This window comes from Paenibacillus sanfengchensis (assembly GCF_036864765.1).
Lineage (GTDB): Bacteria > Bacillota > Bacilli > Paenibacillales > Paenibacillaceae > Fontibacillus > Fontibacillus sanfengchensis.
The window spans coordinates 542,376-564,428 of record NZ_JBAGJC010000002.1 but is presented as its reverse complement, the minus strand read 5'-3'; the positions used below and the strand labels follow the sequence as shown (position 1 = coordinate 564,428).

Annotated in this window: 18 protein-coding genes; 16 read left to right on the top strand and 2 right to left on the bottom strand. The window is 53.9% G+C overall.

Annotated elements, in window-relative coordinates; all coding sequences use genetic code 11:
* The first annotated feature begins 141 nt into the window (after window positions 1-141).
* The 13 genes from V4U84_RS05860 to V4U84_RS05800 all read left to right on the top strand — a co-directional run bounded on the left by V4U84_RS05860 (window position 142) and on the right by V4U84_RS05800 (window position 12,459).
* A complete protein-coding gene (locus V4U84_RS05860; protein ID WP_334072524.1) occupies window positions 142-2,142 on the top strand; it encodes a sialidase family protein in 2,001 nt (666 codons plus the stop codon).
* Window positions 2,143-2,380: 238 nt separating this feature from the next.
* Window positions 2,381-3,223 carry a class I SAM-dependent methyltransferase gene (locus tag V4U84_RS05855; RefSeq protein ID WP_334076908.1) on the top strand — a complete coding sequence of 281 codons (843 nt, stop codon included), beginning with the start codon at window positions 2,381-2,383 and terminating at the stop codon, window positions 3,221-3,223.
* A 110-nt stretch (window positions 3,224-3,333) separates the two neighbouring features.
* Window positions 3,334-3,474: a hypothetical protein gene (locus V4U84_RS05850; RefSeq protein WP_334076907.1), complete on the top strand. Its 141-nt coding sequence runs from the start codon at window positions 3,334-3,336 to the stop codon at window positions 3,472-3,474.
* Between the two features lie 656 nt (window positions 3,475-4,130).
* Window positions 4,131-4,331, top strand: a complete 201-nt coding sequence (locus V4U84_RS05845; RefSeq protein WP_334076906.1) for a hypothetical protein — start codon at window positions 4,131-4,133, stop codon at window positions 4,329-4,331.
* A 79-nt stretch (window positions 4,332-4,410) separates the two neighbouring features.
* On the top strand, window positions 4,411-4,806 hold the full coding sequence (locus tag V4U84_RS05840) for a hypothetical protein (RefSeq protein WP_334076905.1): 396 nt from the start codon (window positions 4,411-4,413) through the stop codon (window positions 4,804-4,806).
* Between the two features lie 39 nt (window positions 4,807-4,845).
* Entirely contained in the window at window positions 4,846-5,592 is a 747-nt protein-coding gene (locus tag V4U84_RS05835; RefSeq protein WP_334076904.1) for a spermidine synthase, read from the top strand.
* Between the two features lie 87 nt (window positions 5,593-5,679).
* On the top strand, window positions 5,680-6,339 hold the full coding sequence (locus V4U84_RS05830; protein WP_334076903.1) for a deoxynucleoside kinase: 660 nt from the start codon (window positions 5,680-5,682) through the stop codon (window positions 6,337-6,339).
* A 486-nt stretch (window positions 6,340-6,825) separates the two neighbouring features.
* Window positions 6,826-7,503: a nicotinamide riboside transporter PnuC gene (gene pnuC, locus V4U84_RS05825; RefSeq protein WP_334076939.1), complete on the top strand. Its 678-nt coding sequence runs from the start codon at window positions 6,826-6,828 to the stop codon at window positions 7,501-7,503.
* Complete coding sequence (locus tag V4U84_RS05820) at window positions 7,500-8,519, top strand: AAA family ATPase (RefSeq protein ID WP_334076902.1); 1,020 nt, start codon at window positions 7,500-7,502, stop codon at window positions 8,517-8,519. The genes pnuC and V4U84_RS05820 overlap by 4 nt, the downstream gene beginning before the upstream one ends.
* 26 nt (window positions 8,520-8,545) lie before the next feature.
* A complete protein-coding gene (locus V4U84_RS05815; protein WP_334072517.1) occupies window positions 8,546-9,442 on the top strand; it encodes an NUDIX hydrolase in 897 nt (298 codons plus the stop codon).
* Window positions 9,439-10,023: an NADAR family protein gene (locus V4U84_RS05810; RefSeq protein ID WP_334076901.1), complete on the top strand. Its 585-nt coding sequence runs from the start codon at window positions 9,439-9,441 to the stop codon at window positions 10,021-10,023. The genes V4U84_RS05815 and V4U84_RS05810 overlap by 4 nt, the downstream gene beginning before the upstream one ends.
* Window positions 10,001-10,822, top strand: a complete 822-nt coding sequence (locus V4U84_RS05805; RefSeq protein ID WP_334076900.1) for a TIGR02452 family protein — start codon at window positions 10,001-10,003, stop codon at window positions 10,820-10,822. The genes V4U84_RS05810 and V4U84_RS05805 overlap by 23 nt, the downstream gene beginning before the upstream one ends.
* A gap of 503 nt (window positions 10,823-11,325) precedes the next feature.
* On the top strand, window positions 11,326-12,459 hold the full coding sequence (locus tag V4U84_RS05800; RefSeq protein WP_334076899.1) for an amidohydrolase family protein: 1,134 nt from the start codon (window positions 11,326-11,328) through the stop codon (window positions 12,457-12,459).
* A gap of 58 nt (window positions 12,460-12,517) precedes the next feature.
* Here V4U84_RS05800 and V4U84_RS05795 read toward each other — a convergent pair whose 3' ends face one another.
* The gene (locus tag V4U84_RS05795; RefSeq protein ID WP_334076898.1) at window positions 12,518-15,541 is read right to left on the bottom strand and encodes a glycoside hydrolase family 48 protein; all 3,024 of its coding nucleotides are present in this window, start codon (window positions 15,539-15,541) and stop codon (window positions 12,518-12,520) included.
* A gap of 63 nt (window positions 15,542-15,604) precedes the next feature.
* Window positions 15,605-18,340 (bottom strand): glycoside hydrolase family 9 protein, encoded by a 2,736-nt coding sequence (locus V4U84_RS05790; RefSeq protein ID WP_334076897.1) that lies wholly within the window; start codon window positions 18,338-18,340, stop codon window positions 15,605-15,607.
* A 366-nt stretch (window positions 18,341-18,706) separates the two neighbouring features.
* Between V4U84_RS05790 and V4U84_RS05785 the strand changes: the two genes are divergently transcribed.
* The 3 genes from V4U84_RS05785 to V4U84_RS05775 all read left to right on the top strand — a co-directional run bounded on the left by V4U84_RS05785 (window position 18,707) and on the right by V4U84_RS05775 (window position 21,979).
* On the top strand, window positions 18,707-19,759 hold the full coding sequence (locus tag V4U84_RS05785) for an elongation factor G (protein ID WP_334076896.1): 1,053 nt from the start codon (window positions 18,707-18,709) through the stop codon (window positions 19,757-19,759).
* A 406-nt stretch (window positions 19,760-20,165) separates the two neighbouring features.
* Window positions 20,166-21,149: an SMI1/KNR4 family protein gene (locus V4U84_RS05780; RefSeq protein WP_334076895.1), complete on the top strand. Its 984-nt coding sequence runs from the start codon at window positions 20,166-20,168 to the stop codon at window positions 21,147-21,149.
* Window positions 21,150-21,253: 104 nt separating this feature from the next.
* Window positions 21,254-21,979: a GntR family transcriptional regulator gene (locus V4U84_RS05775; RefSeq protein ID WP_334076894.1), complete on the top strand. Its 726-nt coding sequence runs from the start codon at window positions 21,254-21,256 to the stop codon at window positions 21,977-21,979.
* Window positions 21,980-22,053: the final 74 nt, after the last annotated feature.

Here is a 22,053-nt window from a genome sequence, read left to right as displayed (position 1 = left end):
TCGGACATAACCAACGGTCGATTTAGGCCGTTGGTTATGTTTTTTCTTGTTCATAGGTATAAAGACCCATTACAATTCGACAAAAAGCGACTAAGATGAAAATAATTCTAAACAACAAGACGTCAACATCAGGAGGGAAACATGAGAAGAAGTGCGCTCGTCATGGTCGTTTGCTTGTCATTCTTATTGTCGTTATGGGGTGGAGCTGTCCCGCCGGCGGATGCTCTAGGGGCCTACCCGGAAATCGATGCGATTACGCTGCAGGAGCCGCCTGTCTCGATGGGCGAAGGCTGGACGCTGGACACGACCTTTAGCTCCAACGCGCCCTATGCGCTGACAAAGGGAAAAAACAACGAATACATAGCCGTCGGTCCATACGGAACGGTCATGAAGTCGAAGGACGGGGTAAGCTGGAAGGCCCTCTCGAAATTCGGAAATTATCATTTGACGACCATCGAATGGGATGGAACGAAATATGTCATGTTCGGCAACAATACGGACTACGACATGGACCTTTACCGCAAGCCTTCCGAAGGCTTTGTCTCCACAGACGGTTTAACGTGGACGAAGCTGGACTTTAACCCGGGCGAAACGATCGAGAATCTGGCATGGGGCCAGGGTGGATTCGTGGCTTTGGGGACGAAACATGTGTTTACGTCAAAAGACGGAGAGAACTGGACGGCCTCATATACGTTAAAAAGCGAGCGCGGCTGGAACTCCCTGAAATATGTGAACGGGACTTACTTCGTAAGCAGCTATGATCAAAATTACGTCCTCGTTTCCAAGGACGGCCTCGGATGGTCCGCCAAAACCTATAATGCCGCCGCCGGGGTTCGCGATCTGGCCTGGACGGGCCATCAATACATCGGTGTCGGCAACGGCATTTACACTTCAACGGACGGAACGACCTGGAAAAAGCAAGGAAAGTCGCCTAACGGCGTTCAATTGCAGACCATCGTTTACGGCAACAACATGTATATTGTCACCGGCGCCTCCGGCAACAACGAAGGGGTGAATATCAACGTCGCTTATTCATCAAGGGATGGCGCCAGTTGGAAGAAGGTAGACTTGTCTTATCTTCATGCCAATATCTATACCATTTACCCCGTAAAAAGCGGTTTCGCCGGAATCGGTTCGAACGATCGGCAGGATCACCCCGACGGAACGTATTCGATCTATACGAAAGATGGATCCTCGTGGAGTTATCGGATGATCGGTACGGCGACGAGCGGGGATTTCAACGGACTGGCCACGAACGGCAAACGAACGGTCGCCGTGGGTTCGTACGGCAGCGTGATCTACACGGACGACGGCAAGACATGGAGAAGCAGCAGCCCGTTCTCTTACCGCGGCAGGCTCGGAAGAGCGAGCCTGTTCAACGTCGCCTGGGGAGCGAACAAGTTCGTCGCCGTCGGCAATGGCGGGGCTTATTATTCGGCGGACGGAACGACCTGGAAGCTGGCGAAAATTAAGTTCAGAGATCAATTCGGCGACTTGCGCAACGTGATGTGGGCGGGCAAATTTTTCGTCGCCTCCGACCAGGTGTACGGCGTGTATACTTCCAAGGACGGGGTGTCCTGGACGCGGGTCGACAGCGTGAGTAACGATTGGCTGACCTCGATGACTTGGGACGGCAAGCGGCTGCTCGCCACATTCCAGGTGTATAACGAATATAAACCCTCGACGACAAAAATCATGCAGACGACGGATGGTGTCCATTGGAAGCTGTTGAAGACGCTGGACATGAGCGAAGCGTTTCTCGCCTGGAACGGCAGCGTGTATGTTGTGGCAAACCAGTATAATCCCACGAAAACATGGGTTTCGAAAGACGGTGTAAATTGGTCCAAGCAAACAACGAATCTGGTCGAAGATAAAGACGGCTTCAACTTCCTCACCGCGTTTGACGGGTCTTTCTATGCGATGTACCATTCTTTCGAGGAGTTGGGCGAGGGGGAGTACGATCTTTACGATAATTATTACGTCTCAAAAGACGGGGTGCAGTGGCGGAAGGTGACCATCCCCGACAAGCATCCCGGCGTGAGCATATTCGGGACGGAAATGATGAAAGACGGGATCAAGATGTACGGAAAATATATCTTTATCGGGACGTATGGGGAAATCATGTACGCGAATAAGCTTTAGCTGCCGATCGGTCATTTTCGGCTGATAGTGGTTGGACCCGCAAGGTGCGGGTCCTTTTTTTTATGTCACATCTGCTGGGGGCTCGTGGGGCAAAGACAGCGGTTCGCTTGGCGACATTGCCTCCGGATGGACCGACGGATTACACCCAAAATTCCCCGTTTGTTCACGTTTTCGACTGAAAAGGCTGCCGCCAGTGCCCTATAATATTGGGAAAAATATACTTTTGGAGTGAGCGGTCATGGACATGTCGCATGAGTATGCAAGTGAAATCCTCGACTACTACAACGGCGGGGCGGAAAAGGACCGTTTACAGCGGGGAATTGGTCAAATCGAGTTTGAAAGAACGAAAGAGTTGATTTTGAGATACTTGCCGGCGGAGAAACAGGTGATTTATGATATCGGCGGCGGGATCGGCGTTTATTCCCGTTGGCTGGCCGAGATGGGGCATGAGGTACATATGTTTGAGTTGGCTCCCGAGGCCGCGAAGCACGCGATGGAATTGCAAAGGTCTCACCCTTCTTTTAATTACAATATAGAAGTATCCGACGCTAGGCAGTTGGACAGACCCGACAACAGTGCGGATTTCGTACTGCTGATGGGGCCTTTATATCACTTGACGGAAAAAAGCGAACGAATCGAGGCGCTGCGGGAAGCCAAGAGAGTATTGAAAGAGAACGGCGTTATGATCCTGTCGGCCATCTCAAGGTTTGGCTCTGCCTTATGGGGCCTTTCCGTATATGGTGACAAGAACGACTTTATTGAAGACGATGATTTTATGGAGATGATCGGGCGAGAGTTGACGGACGGACAGCATATCAGATCGGAAAAGTATCCGCATTTCATAGCCAGAGCCTTCTTCCATACACCCGCCGAACTCAAAAGTGAAATGGAAGAGGCCGGCTTGTGTCACGAGAAAACAGCGGCCGTGGAGGGTCCTGTCTGGATTGTGCCGGCGTTCGAAGAAAAATGGGCCGGGCGTGAAAGCCGTGAACGATTATTAGCGATATGCAGGATGGTTGAAGAACAGGAAAGTCTCCTTGGAATGAGCCCGCATCTGCTGGCCGTGGCGAGAAACAGGTAATTAACAGATATCAGACCGTGTTCCCCCTGCCCCTTCCCGGGAATGAAACCGGCCGATCATGGCAATCCCTTAGTATAAGTCTATTTATATCTAATAGGGAGGAAGAACGGATGTTAGTTATCCCGTCGGAGATTGAGGGAATGCGCGCTTATTATGGCGATGTCGACCCGGACGACCGGATTGAGCATGAAAACCGCTGGCGGCAGGCCGGCGAACAAGCGATCGGGAGAATAAAGCGATACCTCCAATAGTCCGGGGTTACAAGAGCTAGGTAGGCTGAACGATATGCCTATTGGACAGCCGTGCGAATGGTGTAATCATAACTTTGGCCTACGGTTCAATCTCTGGTTTTTAAATTAAAGGGAATTCCTCCCGTTAATTTGGCGCCTAAGCGGTTGCAAAGGCGAATTAGCTGGAAAACCACCCGCTAATTCGCCTGAAATTGAGTATATTGGCCATTGGGCCGCGAAATAGTTGGAGTTTTTCCAGCTAAATTCGATCCAAGGGCCAACAGCGGGAATTTAACGGGAGGTTTTCCCGTTAATGTGTGGGATGCCGACTCATATTCAGCACACGTGCGGAGTTCGTAACGATTTCAATGAGGCGATAAATTCCAACGCCCCAAATTATGTCTGTATTCGGTATGGGCTACGGGGTATGGTTGTCCCAAAACCAAATCACTTCTCTGGAGAAAGTTAAGTTAAGGGCGCTAACCTAAATTAGGTAGCGCTCTTAAGTCATTTTAGGGTCCGGGTTTGCCTAAAACGCATCGATCAAGCAAAAGGCCAATACTCTGTTATACTAAAAACTAGCTGCTGGCTGGGGAAAGGGCGGTTAGGTTTGCCATTTTCGCTGTGTGAGTGGCGGAAGGTTCGGAGGCGGCCGGAATTATATGGGGGGTGGAGACGTGAATTTATCCAAAAGAGCGCGGCGATTTCTGGATAACTCCAAATGGAAGGATTCCGTTTGGGAGGAGAGCGACATAATTCAAGCCTTCGAGGCTGCGGGAATAGCACCTACGAATGCCTTGATCGAATTTCAAAAGAACTTCGGCGGTTTTACATACTACGCTTACCTGGAAACCCATCGTCTATGGGATTCTTCATAAGCCGCCTTGCCGTGGATCCTTTAAGAACGAGCCGGGGCTGATCGTCATTGAGCCGGAGGATGACATTGTCGTCCGGCACTTGGAGTGCGCGGATACTTTATATCAAGAGACCTTCACCATCGATGAGCAGGGAAGATATTACGAAGGATACGATATCAAATGCCATCGTTTTGAGACTCATATCGAAAACCTGGCCGTGCTGGAGCAGGTGAACAAAGGGAAATGGGAGAGGGTTTTTGAGTATGAATTGGACTTCTACCATAAGGGCTGCTATGACGTCGTGGATGAGGCGAAGTACAGCGAATTGGTTCGGCGGTTAGGTTTGAAAAAGCTAGCCGACTTTCCCGAAGATATCGTCAGTTGGGATACGAACGGCGAATTGCTCGTCTGGCGGAAGGCCGATGCCGTCATTGTCCTTAGCGAAACCGGGATTACGGCTCGGCAGCGGGAGGAAATCGGGGAGATTTTCGGGTAACACCAGGTGAAAGCCATAAATAAAAAGGGAGCAGGACAGATGCGGGTACTATACGAGGATTGCGGCGAAGACGGGAGCACGTTGGTGGTTTACGAAATTTCCCATTATGAGGGGGAACGGGGAAGATTCCGGGTGCTGGCTTTTTCGGACGGAGCCGCTCAAGGGGTTATGGATCTCGATCACCCGGATCGCATCGTCTTCGAATATCCCCGGGCCATGCTTCACCTTATGGAAACGCATATCCCGGACTTCAGCGAAGCCTATATCATCGGGCTTGGCATCGGAACCCTACCTGCGAGGCTTCGCGATAAACGGGTGAAGGTGGCGGAGATCGACCCGCGGGTAAAAGAGGTCAGCCGCCGTTATTTCGGATACCCCCAGACCAATGTGGATGTTGGCGACGGACGAAGCTTGCTGGAAAAGGAGCCGAATCTCGCCCATGACTTCGTCGTTCTCGATGCGTTTACGGAGAAGGATACCCCGCTTCACCTGCTTTCGGAGTCTTTTTTCCGGCTCTGCGGGGACAAGCTGAACGAGCGGGGGGCGCTCTTGATGAATCTGTTTGGCCGCGGGGGAGGCGATGCCCTCATCCGTGCCGCTCATACCACGCTGCGGACCGTTTTTCCTCATGCTTGCTGTTTTGAATTGCCGCAGACGGGCGCGGCCGATAAAAGAAACATCCTGCTCATGGGAGCTTGGCAGCCCATACATTTCCGGGAAAAAGAGATGGCCGGCTTCATCGCTTTCCAACCGGAAGAAGGATATATCATCCAGGATCGGAAATGAAAATTACCGATTGTAAAAAGCGGGCATGAACGGTATAATTCTTCACTTATGAAGGGTACAAGGTGTAAAGGTAAAGGAGTTAATATCATGAACAACTACGGAATACCGGACCATGCGCTGATTACCGTCGCGGGCACGGTCGGAGTGGGCAAATCGACACTGACCGCGGCGATTGCCGGGCGGCTGGGGTTCAAGACTTCGATGGAGAAGGTGGATCATAACCCCTATTTGGAAAAGTTTTATGCGGACTTTGAGCGTTGGAGTTTTCATTTGCAAATTTATTTCCTGGCCGAACGGTTTAAGGAACAGAAAGCGATTGTGGAAGCCGGCGGGGGGTTCATCCAGGATCGTTCCATCTACGAGGATACCGGAATCTTCGCCAAAATGCATGCCGATCAAGGCACGATGTCGGCCACGGACTATCAGACGTATACCAGCCTGTTTGAGGCGATGGTGATGACGCCTTATTTTCCGCATCCGGATGTGTTGATTTATTTGGAAGGCAGCCTGCCCGCCATCTTATCCCGTATTGAGGAGCGCGGCCGCGAAATGGAAATTCGGACGGAACGCGCCTACTGGGAGCGGATGCATGCCCGGTATGCCGAGTGGATCGACGGTTTTGCCGCCTGTCCCGTACTGCGGTTGAATATCGAGGAATACGATGTGAACGATCCGGCGTCGCTGGATGACATCATTCGCCAGATTCACAATACAATGCAGCGAACAAAGCTTGCGTACCGCGGATAGATAGCTTCGAGGGACGGAAATCCGAACAAATTAGCCCGAAAAGTAGAGGCAGACGTGACATCGTCATATTACCGGGAATTTCTCCCGTTAATCTTGCCTGTTTAGCTTAAAAGGACCGAATTACCGGGATTTTCTCCCGCTAATTCGGCCTGATCCACGATAACCCCCCCCAGGGAGCTTTGAATTAACGGGAGGTTTTCCAGGTAATCGCGGCCCGTGGGCTTTTGGAGCAAAATTACCTGGAGGTTTTCCCGCTAATTCGGCGCAAATCATACAGTTCACAATACAAACAGCCATACCGGATCGGCTTCTGTTGATCCTCCTAGGCCCTCTCGGCACTCATGGAGGAAAAATTTACTTGCCACCCGCGAGCTCTTCTGTTATCTTTGATAGTAACAAAGTGTTATTATCAATATTATACTAAGTGACAATTTGAGTCTGGGCTCCAAGAGGGAGTGCAGAAAGCTGAGGGGATGCAAGGTGAAGATGAAGAAGTATACGGGTAGTTGGAACTTGTTCGAAATCGCATGGCTGGTCCTGTTTACCTCCATTGCCATAGGATTTACGGTGATATCCAAAGATTCCTTGTTCGGGTTCACGGTTTTCATCACGGGCGTATTATGCGTGGTTCTCGCGGCCAAGGGGAACCTGATGAGCTATGTTTTTGGCATGTATAACACGCTCGGCTACGCCTATTTGTCTTATGTAAACGGGCTGTTCGGGGAGGTTATGCTGAATCTGCTGTTTTTTGTCCCGATGAATGTCGTCGGCTTTTACATGTGGAAGAACAACCGTCAGGGCGGCAAGCTGGCCATGCGCCAGATGACCCTTAAAGGTTTGCTTGGGGTGGGGGCGGTTTGTATATTCGGCTGCCTGCTGCTGGGGTTCGGGCTCTCGTTCATTCCGGGACAGAACTCGCCTTATATCGATGCCATTACGACGGTGCTGTCCATCGTGGCGACGCTTTTGATGGTTAGAAGGTTTAAAGAGCAGTGGCTGGTATATATCGTGCTGAATATGTTCACGGTGCTGCTGTGGGTGATTCGGATGGTTGAAGGCAGTCCGGACGGCCTGTTGATGATTGTGATGTGGAGCGCTTATCTGATCAACGCGGGCTACGGCTATTACAATTGGAACAAAGGGGCCAAGGAGGCGGTGGCATGAAGACTTTGGGATTGACGCTGGGGAAATTCGCCCCGCTGCATAAAGGGCACCAATACATGATCGAGACGGCGCTGCAAGAGGTCGATGAGCTGATCGTGGTCATCTACGAGACTCCGGTTACGCCGATTCCGCTTCATATCCGGGCGAACTGGATTCGCCGGCTTTACCCGGCCGTTCGGGTGATCGAAGCTTGGGACGGACCGGACGGCTATTCCAACGACCGGGAACACGAAATCCGGGAAGAGCAGTATATTCTGGGCCTACTGAAGGGAGAGCAGGTGACGCACTTTTACTCCAGCGAGTTCTACGGCGAACATATGAGCATCGCCCTGGGGGCGGTGGACCGGCGGGTGGACGAAGCGCGCGAACGGGTCCCGGTCTCGGCGACGATGGTGCGTTCGGACCCGTACAAGTACCGGGAATTCGTAAGTGATGTCGTGTACCGGGACCTAATTACGAAGGTGGTTTTCGTGGGGGCGATGTCGACCGGCAAGTCGACGATTACCGAGGCGCTGGCCCAGCGGTACCATACGACCTTTGCGAGCGAATATGGCCGCGACTACTGGACCGAGCATCAGGTGGACCGCAGAATCGGGTTCGAGGCGTTCGACGAGATCGCGGTCGGGCATATCGAGCGGGAGGAGCGGGCTTTGCTGGAGGCGAACCGGTATCTTTTTGTCGATACCAATGCGATTACGACGTACATGTTCGCGCTCGATTACCATGGCCGGGCACCGGAGCTGTTGACCCGGATCGCGCTGGAGAACGCCCGGCGGTACGATTTGTTCTTCCTGTGCGAGGACGACATTCCGTACGACGACACCTGGGATCGCAGCGGGGATCAGAAGCGGCATGTTTTTCACAAGCAAATCGTCGCGGATTTGAAGGAGCGCCGGATTCCCTATATTCCGCTGCGGGGAAGTCTGGAGGAGCGGATGCGCCGGGTCGACGAGGTGCTGGCGAAGTTCCGGCCATACGGGAACTACTTTGGGGAGTTGGCGAGCAATAGCGTTTAGAACAAGCGAAGGGGCGGGTTTAGCCGATGGATTTGAGAGATCGCGACGGACTGACGGAACGCGAGTTTCTGGAGCAGTACCGGGCCGGGGACTTTGAGCGCCCGTCAGTGGCGGCGGACATGGTGATTTTTACGGTTACGGACGCAGAGGCCGACAGTTACCGTAAGCTTCCCGAGAAGGAGCTGCGCATTTTGCTCATCCGTCGGGGAGGGCACCCCTTTCTGGGCAAATGGGCTCTGCCGGGCGGCTTCGTCCGGCCGAACGAGACGACGGAGCAGGCCGCCGCGCGCGAGCTGCGCGAGGAGACCGGTGTCGCTGACGTTTATTTGGAGCAGCTGTACACGTTTAGCGATATCGGGCGGGACCCCCGCACCTGGGTGATGAGCTGCAGCTATATGGCTCTGATCAACAGTGACCAGGTACAGTTGAAGGCGGGGGACGATGCGGCCGAGGCCGCCTGGTTCAAGGTAACCTACCGGCTGCTGCGGGAACGGAAGGAGCTGCTCGAGGAGGGCGGGTACGTCAAGACGCTGGAGTACGAACTCAAGCTGAGTGCCGAGGAAGAGGAACTTACAGCAGTCGTGGCGAGAACGGTGACGGCCAAGCCCGCTTCGACTGGGACGGATTATGCGATCGTAGCCAATGACGGTTTGGCTTTTGACCATGCCAAGATCATCGCCTGCGCCATCGAGCGGCTGCGCGGAAAGGTGAATTACACCGACATCGCCCTGCATTTGATGCCCCAGCTGTTCACTTTGACCGAGCTCCAGCAGGTGTACGAGGTCATTTTGGATAAAGAGCTGCTGAAAGCCGCTTTCCGCCGGAAGGTCGCGGATCTGGTGACGGAAACGGACCATTATACCGAAAACGCGGGACACCGGCCCTCCCGCTTGTATCGGAGGAATTTGGAGGGACACCGATGATTTACAATATCGAGGAACTAAGACAAGCCTATAACGCAGGGAAAACGTTCAAGTTTGTGTTCTTTTGGGGCCACACCCCACCGAAAAACGGAGGCGTCGACAAGAGCTGCTTCAGTCAGTGGTGGATGTGCCCGTTTGAGGTGGAGGGTACGAAGTATTCCTGCGCCGAGCAGTTTATGATGGCCGAGAAAGCCCGGCTGTTCGGAGACAGCGAGATGCTGGAGGCGATCCTGGGGGCCAAGCATCCGAAGGAGATGAAGGCTTACGGGCGCGCGGTCCGCAACTTTGACAAGGAGATTTGGGACAGCGCGTGCTACGGCATTGTGAAAAGAGGCAGCCTGGCCAAGTTTTCGCAAAATCCGGAGCTTGGCGATTACCTCAAAGCGACGAAAAACCGCATTCTGGTCGAGGCCAGTCCGCGGGACCGCATTTGGGGGATCGGGATGGGACAATCGAACCCGGATGCGGAGAACCCCGTAAAATGGCGGGGGCGGAATCTGCTGGGCTTTGCGCTGACCGAAGCCCGTGACGAATTATTATTGAAAGAAGGGAACGGAAATGAAACGAAAAGGAATTGCTGAGGACACCTTGCGGATTCAACAGCAAGGGTTCTATGAATATGAGGGGCGCCGGGTGGATTTTGCCGCGGCGCAGAAGCGTTCGGAGGAGAACAGCGAGCTGTTCGACCCCGAGCGGGGGGCGGAGCTGGTGCGCGCAAGCGCCGGGCTGCCGAGGCTGTCGCAGGCCGCCGCGCGTTCCGTCGCCAACGAGGCTACGGTGAAGACGATCCTGGACTTTGCGGAAGCGGGAAAAGAACGCGTCGGCGTGCTGAACTTCGCCAGCGCCAAAAATCCCGGGGGCGGCTTCCTGAACGGCGCGATGGCCCAGGAGGAGAGCTTGGCGGCATCCAGCGGTCTGTACGAAACGCAGCTGCGCAACGAAGGCTACTATAAGGCCAATCGGGCCTGCGGAACGATGATGTACACCGACCATGCTATATACTCGCCGGATGTGGTATTTTTCCGCGACCCGCGGTTCGAGCTGATCGAGCGGCCGGTCACGGCGTCGGTACTGACGCTGCCCGCCGTGAACTATGGGCAGGTCCTTCTCAAAGGGGAGGACCCCCTGCAAGCGGAGCGCGTGATGAAAGACCGGATGCGGCTGGCCTTGGCGATCTTCGCCCATAAGGGTGACCGGAACCTGATTCTGGGCGCTTACGGCTGCGGCGTATTCCGGAACGATCCGGTGAAGGTGGCGAGATGGTGGCGGGAGCTTTTGGATGACGAGGGCTTTGGGACGTTGTTTGCCGAAATCCGGTTCTCGGTCCTGGACCGTTCGAAGGACGGGGCGTGCATCAAGGCTTTCGAAAATGCGTTCTAAGGCTACCCGATAGCGGGGATGGCCATGTTGTATTAGAAAGGAGAAATCGTTCGGCGATTTCTCCTTTTTTTGTATCGTACTCAAGGTGCCAGCACACTTCCAACTCTAAAAAGATGCAAATCTGCAGGTATTTAATTCAATCCACGAGGGGATGCAAAAAAAGATGCAAATCCTCTGCAGGAACTTCTAGTGATTTTAGAGAAATGAGCCGTTTTCGTCGAAAATTCCTGCAGATTTGCAGGAATTTTTAATTTTTTGTTTCGAACAAGAAAAAAACCTGCACGTATGCAGGAATTTTATGTAAACGGGGTTGTCTGATGGGGCATTACCATCTGCTCAAATAGCGAGTTTCTGGGTCGGAGGTCATTTCAGGGCAACCTTCCAAATTTAGGTGGATATCCGCGCTAACATGAGATATATTTTTAATATAATTTGATAGCGCTTCCAATCGGAGCTGAAAATTTTAACGGGTTATGCAAAATAATAAAGATGGAGGAACGCCTATGCCTCAAGCGTTGCGTCATTTTGCCCTATGTGCGCTAACTCTCGCAGCTGTCATGTTCTCGGGGTGCGCGTCATTAGAGGAGACTGCCGGTGACAAGAAAGGGACCGAGGTCAAGGTCGAGCCATTGACCGAGTATACACCCAAGGAAGAAGTTGCTTTCCTAGAAGGTCTGAGGAAGAACAAGGATTCAAGCAAAGAACTGTACGAAATCTATCAGGATCTTACGGTCATCGATATACATAACCATGATGCGGCCGATCCCGGTGCGCTTAAAAAATGGGGGCAGTATGGGATCGACCGCCTTGTGCTGTTCGGCAATATCTCGGAGCCTAGCGCCCAACAAACGGATAAACTGGCCTGGCAGCAATATCGGCAAGCGCCTTCGAGCGTATATCCTTCCTTTGCGGGATTTCCGATCTATGAAGAGGAGGGGGTATCCATCGTTAAGCAAAACCTGGAGCAGGGCTATTTAAACATCGGGGAGGTGGCCGCCGCTTCGACCTACTCGCAAGCGGTGTCCCGGGTGGCCTGGAAGGCGGAGCATCCGAACGACGGGAATTTTCCGAAAATATATGACTTGGCGGCCCAATACCACGTGCCGATTCTTCTGCATATCGACCCGCCCAACGGCGAGCCGGTCGCCCATCTCGAGGAAGCCCTGGATCAGCATCCGGATACCGTCATCATCTTCGGACATGCCAACGCTTATAATCCTCCGGAAAATATTGAGGCTTTGTTAAGCAAGCATCCGAACTTATACATTGATTTTTTTGCAGGGTTTACGGCTTATAATCCCGAAAGCACCAACCAATTGGAGGACTTCGTGCCGCTGATGGAAAAATACCCCGACCGGTTCATGCTGTCCACGGATGCCGGATTTGGTGTGACGATCGAACAAGCGGCGAAAGCGTTATATGAAACCATCGATCTGCTTTCTCCGGAGACCGCCATGAAGGTCGCTTGCCAAAATTATGAGGGGCTGATCGAACGGCAGCCGCCGACCGATACGCAGATTCAAACGATCAAGACCTTGTCCGCAAAAGCCGGCAAATTCGAAACGTACCGGTTGAACAAGCGGATGGCCAATGAGCTGATTTTTGAGTTGACGAAGTTGACGGAATCAACTCCGTAATAACAAAGAGGGGCATCCCGACGGATGACCCTCTTTGTTTTTTCCCTAAACGGCGGTTTTAAGGCTCAAGTCCCCAAACCAGGCTGCCGTTAAAATACAGCGGCACGCGCTCCCACTCGGCATACGCCGTCTTGGTCGCATCATACGAAAAATCATTCGTTTCGCTGTAATTGGACCAATCGGCCTTGTTGAGGCGAACCTGGATATCACCGGTGTCCGCGCCCGGTGCGAGCGTTCCCGCATCGGATGCGAAGCCTACCTCCAGGTAATAGTCGGCGCCGTCTTTGCCTTGATCCAGTTTCACGAACGAGCCGGTCACCTTGCCGCTGCCGATGACCGCGTAGTCGCAATGGAACTGCTGAGCCTGGTCCCCGTCGACCGTGAAATAATAACGCAGCTTGACATCGCTGAGATCCACGCTTTCTTCCCCGGTATTGACGATCCGGAACTGGGCCCGAATCTGGTTGTCATCCGGATTCGTGTCATTCGTGCGGTACTGCAGCTTGAGATCGCCTTCCACCGGCGTCGGCTTGGCGCTCACCTCGGCGGAATCGGGGCTGACGCCGACCTCGTTGGCGGCGCTGACCACATAGTAGTACGTCGTGTCATTGACGACATCGAGGTCCACATAGGACGTCCCGGAAATCGTGGCGATTTCGGTGTAAGGGCCGCCGCTGACCGAAGCCCGTTTCACGGTGTAGCTATCGGCGCCGCTTGATTTGCTCCAAGTCAACGAGACCTGGGCATCCCCGGGAACCGCTTTCAAATTCGTCGGAGCTTTGGGGGCGACCGGCTCAACCGGGCCGCCACCGCCGCCGTTGATTAAGCGGTCATATTCGGCGTAGGCCGTGGCCATGTCCACCTGGGACCAAAAGCGGTGATAGGTGAACTCGGGCGCCCCGTTCTCCCACTTCTGGGTTTGCGGGTTCCATGACGTGTTGTATTTGTTTTCAAGGTAGGACCAGGCGGGATCGTTCTTGATGTCCGGACGGACATCGGAATAACTGGCGTAAACGCCGTTGCCGCCTTTCGCCGGATCGGAAGGAACGGTATTCGTTCCCGGGATCGTGTTGCCTTGGCCGCTCTTGCCGCTCCAGCCCGCCGGGAAATAGATTTCCTTCGTAAAGTAGCGGTAGTAATCGGCGCGCGCTTCAGGCTTCGTAATGCCTACGCCGTCATTGTGCTCCCAAGCCGTGTCGAGCAGCGATTTGGCCAGTTGCTCGGCTTCTCCGCCAAGCGGGGTATAGCTGCCGTTCTCCGCCTTGGTGGCCGCCGCGAAGAAGGTCAATGCTTTAATGTAGCTGCCCAGGACGCCGGTATCTTGTCCGGGGTTTTTGGTTACGGCGCGGAGGCCGGGGTTGCCGGTGTAATTGCCGAAGCCGTTCCAGGTATCCGGTTGGCCCTGCCATTCCAGGTTGCTCGGAATCCAGAAGTCGCCCGGTGCCGAAACCGTGGCGATTTGCGGGTTTTGACCGCCGAGCACACGGTTACCCTGCTCGTCCAGATAGTACCCCTCCGCGTCGGTTACCGGCTTTTGATCCACAAATACATAATCCATGGACCAGTCGACCCATTTGCTCACGACCTGTTTGGCCATGCGGAAGTTTTCGGATGAAGTGTCTCCCTTCGAGGCCAGGATATAGTATAATTCCGCGATCCGTTCCACCGGCCAGGCTTGCATGCCGAACCAGTTGTTTGAAGGCGGGTCATGGTAAACGGGGGCATCGTCATATGCCATACTGTAGAACGTGCTCGTTCCCGCCGGGTACGCTTTATAAGCGCCGTCCCAACTGTTTGTCGCGCCCCCGGCGATCGCCCCTTCGGCGGACTGCAGCCAGGTGTAGAATTCTAGCTGCCGCTTCAGCGAGGTATCCCAGTCCTGCCCGGCCGTCGGGGAGTTGGGAATCAGCCCGCCGTCCGGATCGGAGAGGGCGTAGGCCGCAACGACGTTCTGGTATCCTTGGTGCGCGTGGCTGGCTCCGATCCGCCAAGCCCAATTCCCCGACTGTCCCAGGCCGCCGCCCCAAGATGTGTACCAGGCCATGAGGTAGTGGCTGGCGTTTTTGCCGGTGCCCGCCGCCGGACTTCCGTCCGCCGCGCTGCCGATTTGCTGAAAATATTTATCGTACATGCCGTAACGAAGGTAATCGCCCATCTTCTCGGCTTTGTTCAAATAGACTTCATTGTCGTAGCCAAGCTCCTTCGCCCAATACATCGCTTGAACGGCCCGGGCATCGGCATCGGTCGCGTTCGTGTAACGCCATTGCGCCGCCGGCGCCTGATTCTCCTTGGTGAACAGGGTCATGAAGCCCTCGCCGGGCTTGCCGAAGGACTTATCGTCCTGGGAAGGATGAGGGACGGCTTCCCACACCGATTCCTGCTCCCCGCGCTGGAACGTGTTTACGTAGGTGGCGATATGGCTCGGGTTCAGCAGATTGCCGAATCCGTACCAGTTGTCCACGTCGAGAAGCCAATGCATCAGATAGGTCTGGTTGTTTCCATATGTGGCCTTGAGCTCGGCGTCCAGCGGATCTCTGCCGACCCCGTACTGGCCGTTGAGCTGGCTGGGATACCGGTCCGGCTGCGAATACTCCGCCGCATACGTCGCCGGGCTGTTCGGATTGTAGTAGCTCATCGTCGGCTGCTCTTCTTTGCCGTCGCCCTCATTGACCGGAATAATATATTTCTCCATATTATCCCAGGCCGCTTCCAGCTTGCTCCAATCGCCCGTATAGTGCCCGTACAGCACCTCGAGCCACAGCCAATAGCTGTAAGCCTCCGAGGTCGTCATATGGCCGTAATCGGGCGCCTCGCTCATCAGTGTTTCCACGGAATGGTAAGGGATCCCTTCAGGCGAGAAGTAGCCGTTGTCCGGGTCTTTAAGCTGGTCATACAATTGGAGGAAACGGGTTTCCTCCGGGGAAGCCGCCTGCAACGCTGCCTCAGCCTGCTCGGGAGCCGGTTCCTGGGCCTGGGCCCGGGACGTTCCGAACCCAAACACGCCGGTCGTTGCCACGGAAAAGAATAAAACCACGGTCATCAGGATCGAAGCAGGTCTCCTGCACTTGACTAAATGCGTCATCCTTACATCATCCTTTCGATTATATTGGTTTTGTCAATTCTTTCGTCCCATGTAAGACATGATTCAAGGCTCGAGGCCCCAGATCCGGGTCCCGTTCCGGTAGAGCGTGACTTTGTCCCAATCGGCAAACGCTTGCTGCGTCCCGTTGTAGGAATAGTCATCGCTTTCGTTGAAATGGCTCCAATCGGTTTTATTGACGCGGATCTGAATTTCGCCGGTGTCGCCGCCGGGCTCCAAATTCCCCGCTTCCGGAGCAAAGGAAACTTCGAGATAATAATCGGAGCCGGTTGCGGAAGAATCCATTTTGACGAATCGGCCGTTGATGTTGCCGCTGCCGATGACGGCATAGTCGCAATGGAACTCTTGGGATTGCTCCCCGTCAATCGTGTAGTAGTAACGCAGGGTAAGATCACCGAGCGCCACCGCCTCATCGCCGGTATTCACGATGCGGAAATTCGGCCGGAACTGGTTGTCGCCGGCGTTCGCGTCATTGTTCCGGTATTGGACGACCAAGTCGCCTTCAGCCGGAACCGGAACGGTGCGCGGCTTGGCGCTGATCTGGGCCGAAGGTGGGCTTTCGCCGACGTCGTTTCTGGCGGTGATGACGTAATAATACGTCGTGTCATTGATGACCCCGTCATCGGAAAAGGCCGGTTCCGTCGTCGTTCCCACCGTCTCGTAAGGGCCGCCGCTGGTCGGCGACCGCTTGACCAGATAATCGGCTGCGCCGCTTACGGCGTTCCAGGACAGCCGGACAATCCCGTCACCCGGCACAGCCTTGGCGTTGCGCGGTGCGGCGGGCACGGTAGGCTCACCCGGATTTCCGCCTCCCGCCGGATGTTCGCCGAATACGTGCCGGCCTCCGTCATAGACCGGAATGTACGGTGTCTTGGCCGGGGCCGCGCCTCCGCTAGCTACGCCCTGGAAGGAAAAGTCATTGGCGTTGTTCCAGAAGTTGGTGTTTTGCGGCGCTGCGATTCGGAACTGCACCTCTTTGCGGAAGGCGGATTGCCCGCCAGGATAGATGCGTGTCCCGGTGAAGTCGACCGTTGTGTAGTAAATATGCCTGTCGACATCATACGGCTGCAGTTGGGATACTGTGGCTCCCTGATTGTAGCCGCCCGCCGTTACGGTAATGTCCTCCGGTCCGTATCCGGCATCGACGGCTTCGCTCAGATCGACATAGTATCGGAAGGACATGCTCTCGCTGGCGCGCGCCGGCCAGCCGGAGCGGTTGTTCATCAGAGCGCGGATTTCCACGAAGTTGCTGCCGCTGGCATTGACCGAAGCCTCGACGAACATTTCGTCCTCACGTTCTTCGGGAGCGGGGAAGGAAGGAACAGGCTGCTGTCCCTGGCCGTGGAGGATCATCATCTTGGCCAACGCGCCGGTGAAGCCGGCGTTATAATCGGTTGCGACCTCGTTGGATACATAATCGCCGATGGAATCGGTGTAAGCATCGGTTTTGGAGGGACCGCCGACCAGTGCCCCATACAGGATGTGGCGGTGGTTTTCCGGCACATTTTGACTATCGGCCCAGGAGCCGTGCGAAGTGCGGTGATGCGGATGCTGCGGCGGATTGCTGCCGAAGCCGACCACATAGCTGCTCTCGCGGGGGTTATCGCCGAGCATGTACAAGATTTGCCGTTCCGCGAATGAACGCGCGTTTATTTTCTTCGTGGGATCGCTGACCCAGTCGGAATAGACAAAAGCAAGGAAGGCCTGATTTGCGGTATAGCGGAGTGCGCCCCATTGATCGAGATGCGCCAGGCCGCCGGGCGTATACGTTACGCGCTCACCCGTGCCCGAAACTCCGGTCGTCCAGAATTCCATACTATTTTCCGTAGAGCGGATGAATTTGGGATCGCCGGTAATCCGGGCCAGCAGCAGTTGTGCGCCGTAATGCTTGTCGTCCCAGGCGTGTGTCCACTTGTAGTCCCAATCCCCTTGCTGGTTGGTGCCCCACAGTTCACTGGCGGCGATCGCTTTATCAAGGTACGTTTCGTCTTCCGTGGCCAAATAAAGCCATGCACCCCCCCAGCTCAATTCGTCGGCATACCCGCTCCAGGAGTTGTAGAACTGCTTGGCATCGGTAATACTGTCCGAATATTTGCCGCGGTATTGATCGGCAAAGGCATACAATTCTTTGGCATGCCGGAGCAGCTTGTCCGCATAAACCGGGTCGCTGTCCCTGAAGATAATCGAACTTGCGGCGAGCGCCGCGGCCGTTTCCCCGGCCAGATCGGAACCGGGATGCGCCGCGTCGATCTTAAAGGCGGGCCGCGCCATCGGCAAAACTTCCGCGGGTCCCCACCAATTGTGGTCGGCCGTTCCGTTGCCGACTTGTCCCCACAGTTCGTTCGGGGCCGTGTGGGCCTTCATGAAATAATCCGTCGCCCAGCGGATGTTGTCCAATATTTCATCGAGCTGTCCAGACTGTTCGTATCCTTCCCGGTACTCATACACAGACCATGCGAGCATTGTTGCGGTTGAAGCCATCGGAAATCCGAATTTGACATGATCTCCGGCGTCATACCATCCTCCCGTCAAATCATGGCCGACATCCGCGCCGTCCTGCAGTCCCGAGTCGCCGCGCCATTCCACGCGGTTATTCTCAGGAAGAACTCCCGAACGCTGCGTCTCATAGAAATAGATCGATTTCTGCAGCGCTTCGGCGTAGTTGTAATCGGATGCCGCCGCATCGGCGGCAGGAGTGAGAGAGGTCCATCCCGAATAAGTTGTAAGCGCTAACAAAAAGCTGAAAGAAAATATCCCGCCTTTCTTTACCCATTTGCTCATAGCAGATTCATCTCTCCTTCGGATGTGATCCTACTTCAACAAACGAATAGCCTTACATGTCGGAACTTGCTGCACTTCTCTTCTGACTCGTATCGTCATGCTGTTAAATTTGAGTATCACTTGCGCTAGAATAAAAACAGCCCGTTCACCTCACTTTCATTTAAGAGTGAAGGACGCGCTGACTGGGCTTTATAGATAGACTATGGTCCATGACCATAATATACCAAGTAATGGTTTGCATTTCTAGAGTTTACAGTAAAATTTTTCTATAAATAGTATATAATTATTTTCCGGTTTGCTCATTTGCCTGGCGGGCCCAGCTCCGATATGATGTGAATAAGGGATCGAGAGAGGATTGTATGGGATTTGACGGAGAATACACGAAAGCTCTATTTTGACAAAATGACCGCTTATCTGGACGAGCAGAGAAGTCTGCTGCCGGATTTGAACATGAAATACCTGGGCATTGCGCTTCCTTTTCCACAGTGTAATGAGCACCGGGACCGGGTCTTTGAAAGGATAAAACATCTCCGGGAATACGACAAGGATGTCGTGATCGGCGCTCATTTTGATTTTGCGGAGGGTGGGTCGAGGAAGTTCACAAGCATTGTTTTTATAGGAAATGATTATTTGCATCTCCGGCGGATCCATGATTTTATGAAGGAACAGGGCGTGGAATTAAGCCTCAAGAATACCTGTATAATCTACAGGGAATCCACCGATGACATACATAAGAAGCTAAACGGCGGCGCGTCGAGAGTGACCAGCCTAAATGACTTGTACGCGAGCGTGGAGGTCGAGTTGAAACCGCGGAAGCTTGGGGCGGGGTATGATTTTGAACTTCATGTTCCCGATCAAGAGATCGTAAGTTACTGCTGCCATAAGGATGATGAGGAGGGACTGGAACTCGGATCCCGGCTGTTCCTAAGATCGCTGGAGCTTTACTCCACAAAGTTTCTATCCGAGGGGGTGACCATGGGATATCCGGTGGCGGACTGCGGGATCGAGGTCACGAAGATGCATTGCCGGATGTGTTTTTACCGTGATTACTATTATGTTACAGGAGCCCGCGGGTCGATTGGGACGGCTTTGAAGAAAGCGGACTGGCAAATCATCGAGCCGGTTATGGAGCTGGGTTTGACCTGCAGCAGGGCTTACTTTGAGGAAAATCCCTGGTTGAACGCGGGAGAACATGTAAGCCTCCGTAAGGAAGGGGATGTCTGCAAACTGACCATGAGGTCCAGACTATCCGCCATAATGGATCATTTGGAGGAATTGCATCATCACCCGCAAATAATGGAACTCTCTATGAAAATAGGGGGATACGCTCTTCTCGAGGAAAATGCCGATCCTGTGAACAGGTTCAAAATCATTTATGATATGGATCAATGGAAAAAGGATTTGGACGACGAGAATTAGCCATAAAGACTGAGCTATTGATTAGCACAAAAGACATCGACGGGAAGTGTTCTTATCACACTCTTGCTCAACGCCAATGGTTTGATTGAATTTAACGGGAATTCCTCACGTTAATTTGGCGCCTAAACGGCTGCAGAGGTGCATTAGATGGAAAACCTCCCGGTAATTCGCCTGAAATTGCGTATATCGGCAAATGGATCTCGAAATAGATGGAGATTTTCCAGCTAAATCGGATATAAGGGTTAAGGGCGGTATATTAACGGGAGGTTTTCCAGTTAATATAGCAGTTGAGTGTGTGCTCCAACGGCGGCGTTCTATATCTACAATGGTGGATGTGACGATGTATCTTTAGTTTAACCTATATGTATGGCTGTTTACTTTAAAAAATAGAACGGAGGCAACGGGAATGAGAGAAGAGTTGATCGCCCAATTGGAGGCGTGGCACGAAGAGGACGAGTTCGAGAAGATTGTCGATGCCATTATGGAGGTACCGGCGGAGGAACGGGACTACACCCTGGTCAGTCATCTGGGCCGGGCGCTGAACAACCTCGAGCGGTATGAAGAGGCGGTGGACCAGTTCCTGACGGTGGCGGAAGAGGGGCAAGAAGACCCGCTGTGGCATTATCGGATCGGACTGGCCTACTACTATTTGGAGCGGTACGAAGAGGCTTTGCGCGCTTTTGAAGGCGCGGACCGGCTGGACCCCGGCGATGAGGACACGCAGGAATTCCTCGGCTGGATCCGGGACAGGCTGGCCGAGGACGCGTCGGCCGAGGAGTCTGCGGAGGTACCAGCGGAGGAATCTGCGGCGGCGATGCCTGACGGAGGCGAGGAGCGCAAGCCTGGCAAGGCGGCCAAACCGGCCGCCGGACTGGCCGCTGCCGGTACCGGCATGGCGGACTTTTGGGATGACAGCGCGGAGGCGCTGGAGAAGTATGTGTCCGAGCCGCCGACGGACGATTTGGTGGCTTCCGTGGAGGAAGAGCTGGTCTTCCGCCTGCCGGCCTACTACGTGCAAATGATGAAACAGCATAACGGAGGCGTTCCCCGCCAGCGGTTTTTCCCGGTGGACCCGTCCGAATCGGGCGCGGGCAGGGAAACGGTCGAAATCGCGGGAATTCTGGGTATCGGCCGGACGAAGAAGCACTCGTTGTGCGGCGAAGCGGGCAGCCGGACGCTGATCGAGCAAGGGGGATATCCCGAAATCGGGGTTGTCATTTGTGACTGCCCTTCCGCGTATGAAGTGGTGATGCTGGATTACCGGGAATCGGGAAATGACCGCGAGCCCGAAGTGGTCCATGTGGACAAAAAAGAGAACAACCGCATCACCCGGCTCGCCCCCGACTTCGAAACCTTTATCCGCGGCTTGGCGAATGCGGAGCAGGCGTAAGAAAGCTAAAATATAATAGGGGGTAGCAAGCCCGCCCCGATTCGGGCGGGTTGTTTTCCTTCCTGACCGGAGCTAAATAAGTAACCTTTGAAAAGGAGGTCGGCATGCCACCATTAATCTATAAACAAATTATCGATGACCTGAAAAAGAACATCCACGCGGGTCGGTACCCGGACCTGAGATTGCCGGACGAGCGGAGCCTTAGCGAGACGTACCGGGTGAGCCGCAGCTCCGTGAAACGGGCGCTGGCGAAGATGGAGAGCGACGGGATTATTTTTAAGAAGCGCGGCTCCGGGACCTTCATCAATCCGCTGTATCTCAAGAACGAATCGATCTTTAATTACGAGGGTTCGAATCTGGGCGTGACGGACAATTTTCAGATGGACGGAAAAAAGCCGAAAGTCAAAGTGCTGAGCTTCGAGGTGATCTCCCCGACGGAGGAGCTGCAGCGCGATTTGTTTCTGGAACCGCACGATTTTGTATACAAAATCGTGCGCCTGCGCCTGTTCGATGAGGAGCCGTTTATGATTGAGACAGGCTACATCCCGATCAAAATCGTGCAAAATTTGAACCAGACGATTATCGAAGGCTCGATCTTCAACTACTTGGAAGAAGCGCACAATATGGCCGTAACCAAGTCCTTTCTGTCGATTTTTGCGGAGCCTTCCCAGCCGGAAGATCGGGAACTGCTGAACTTGAGGGAACACGAACCCGTCGGCATCATGGAAGGGGTCTTTTTCCTCGACAACGGCACGCCGTTTGAATTTTCCCATATGCGCTTCCACTACAAATATATGAAATTCAATACGTTTGTATCGGTGCAACGATAAGACTGAAACTTTGGTTTCGGTCTTATTTTTTTGTATAACGAAAGGAAACGGTGGCTAATGGCTAGTCGAAGTGA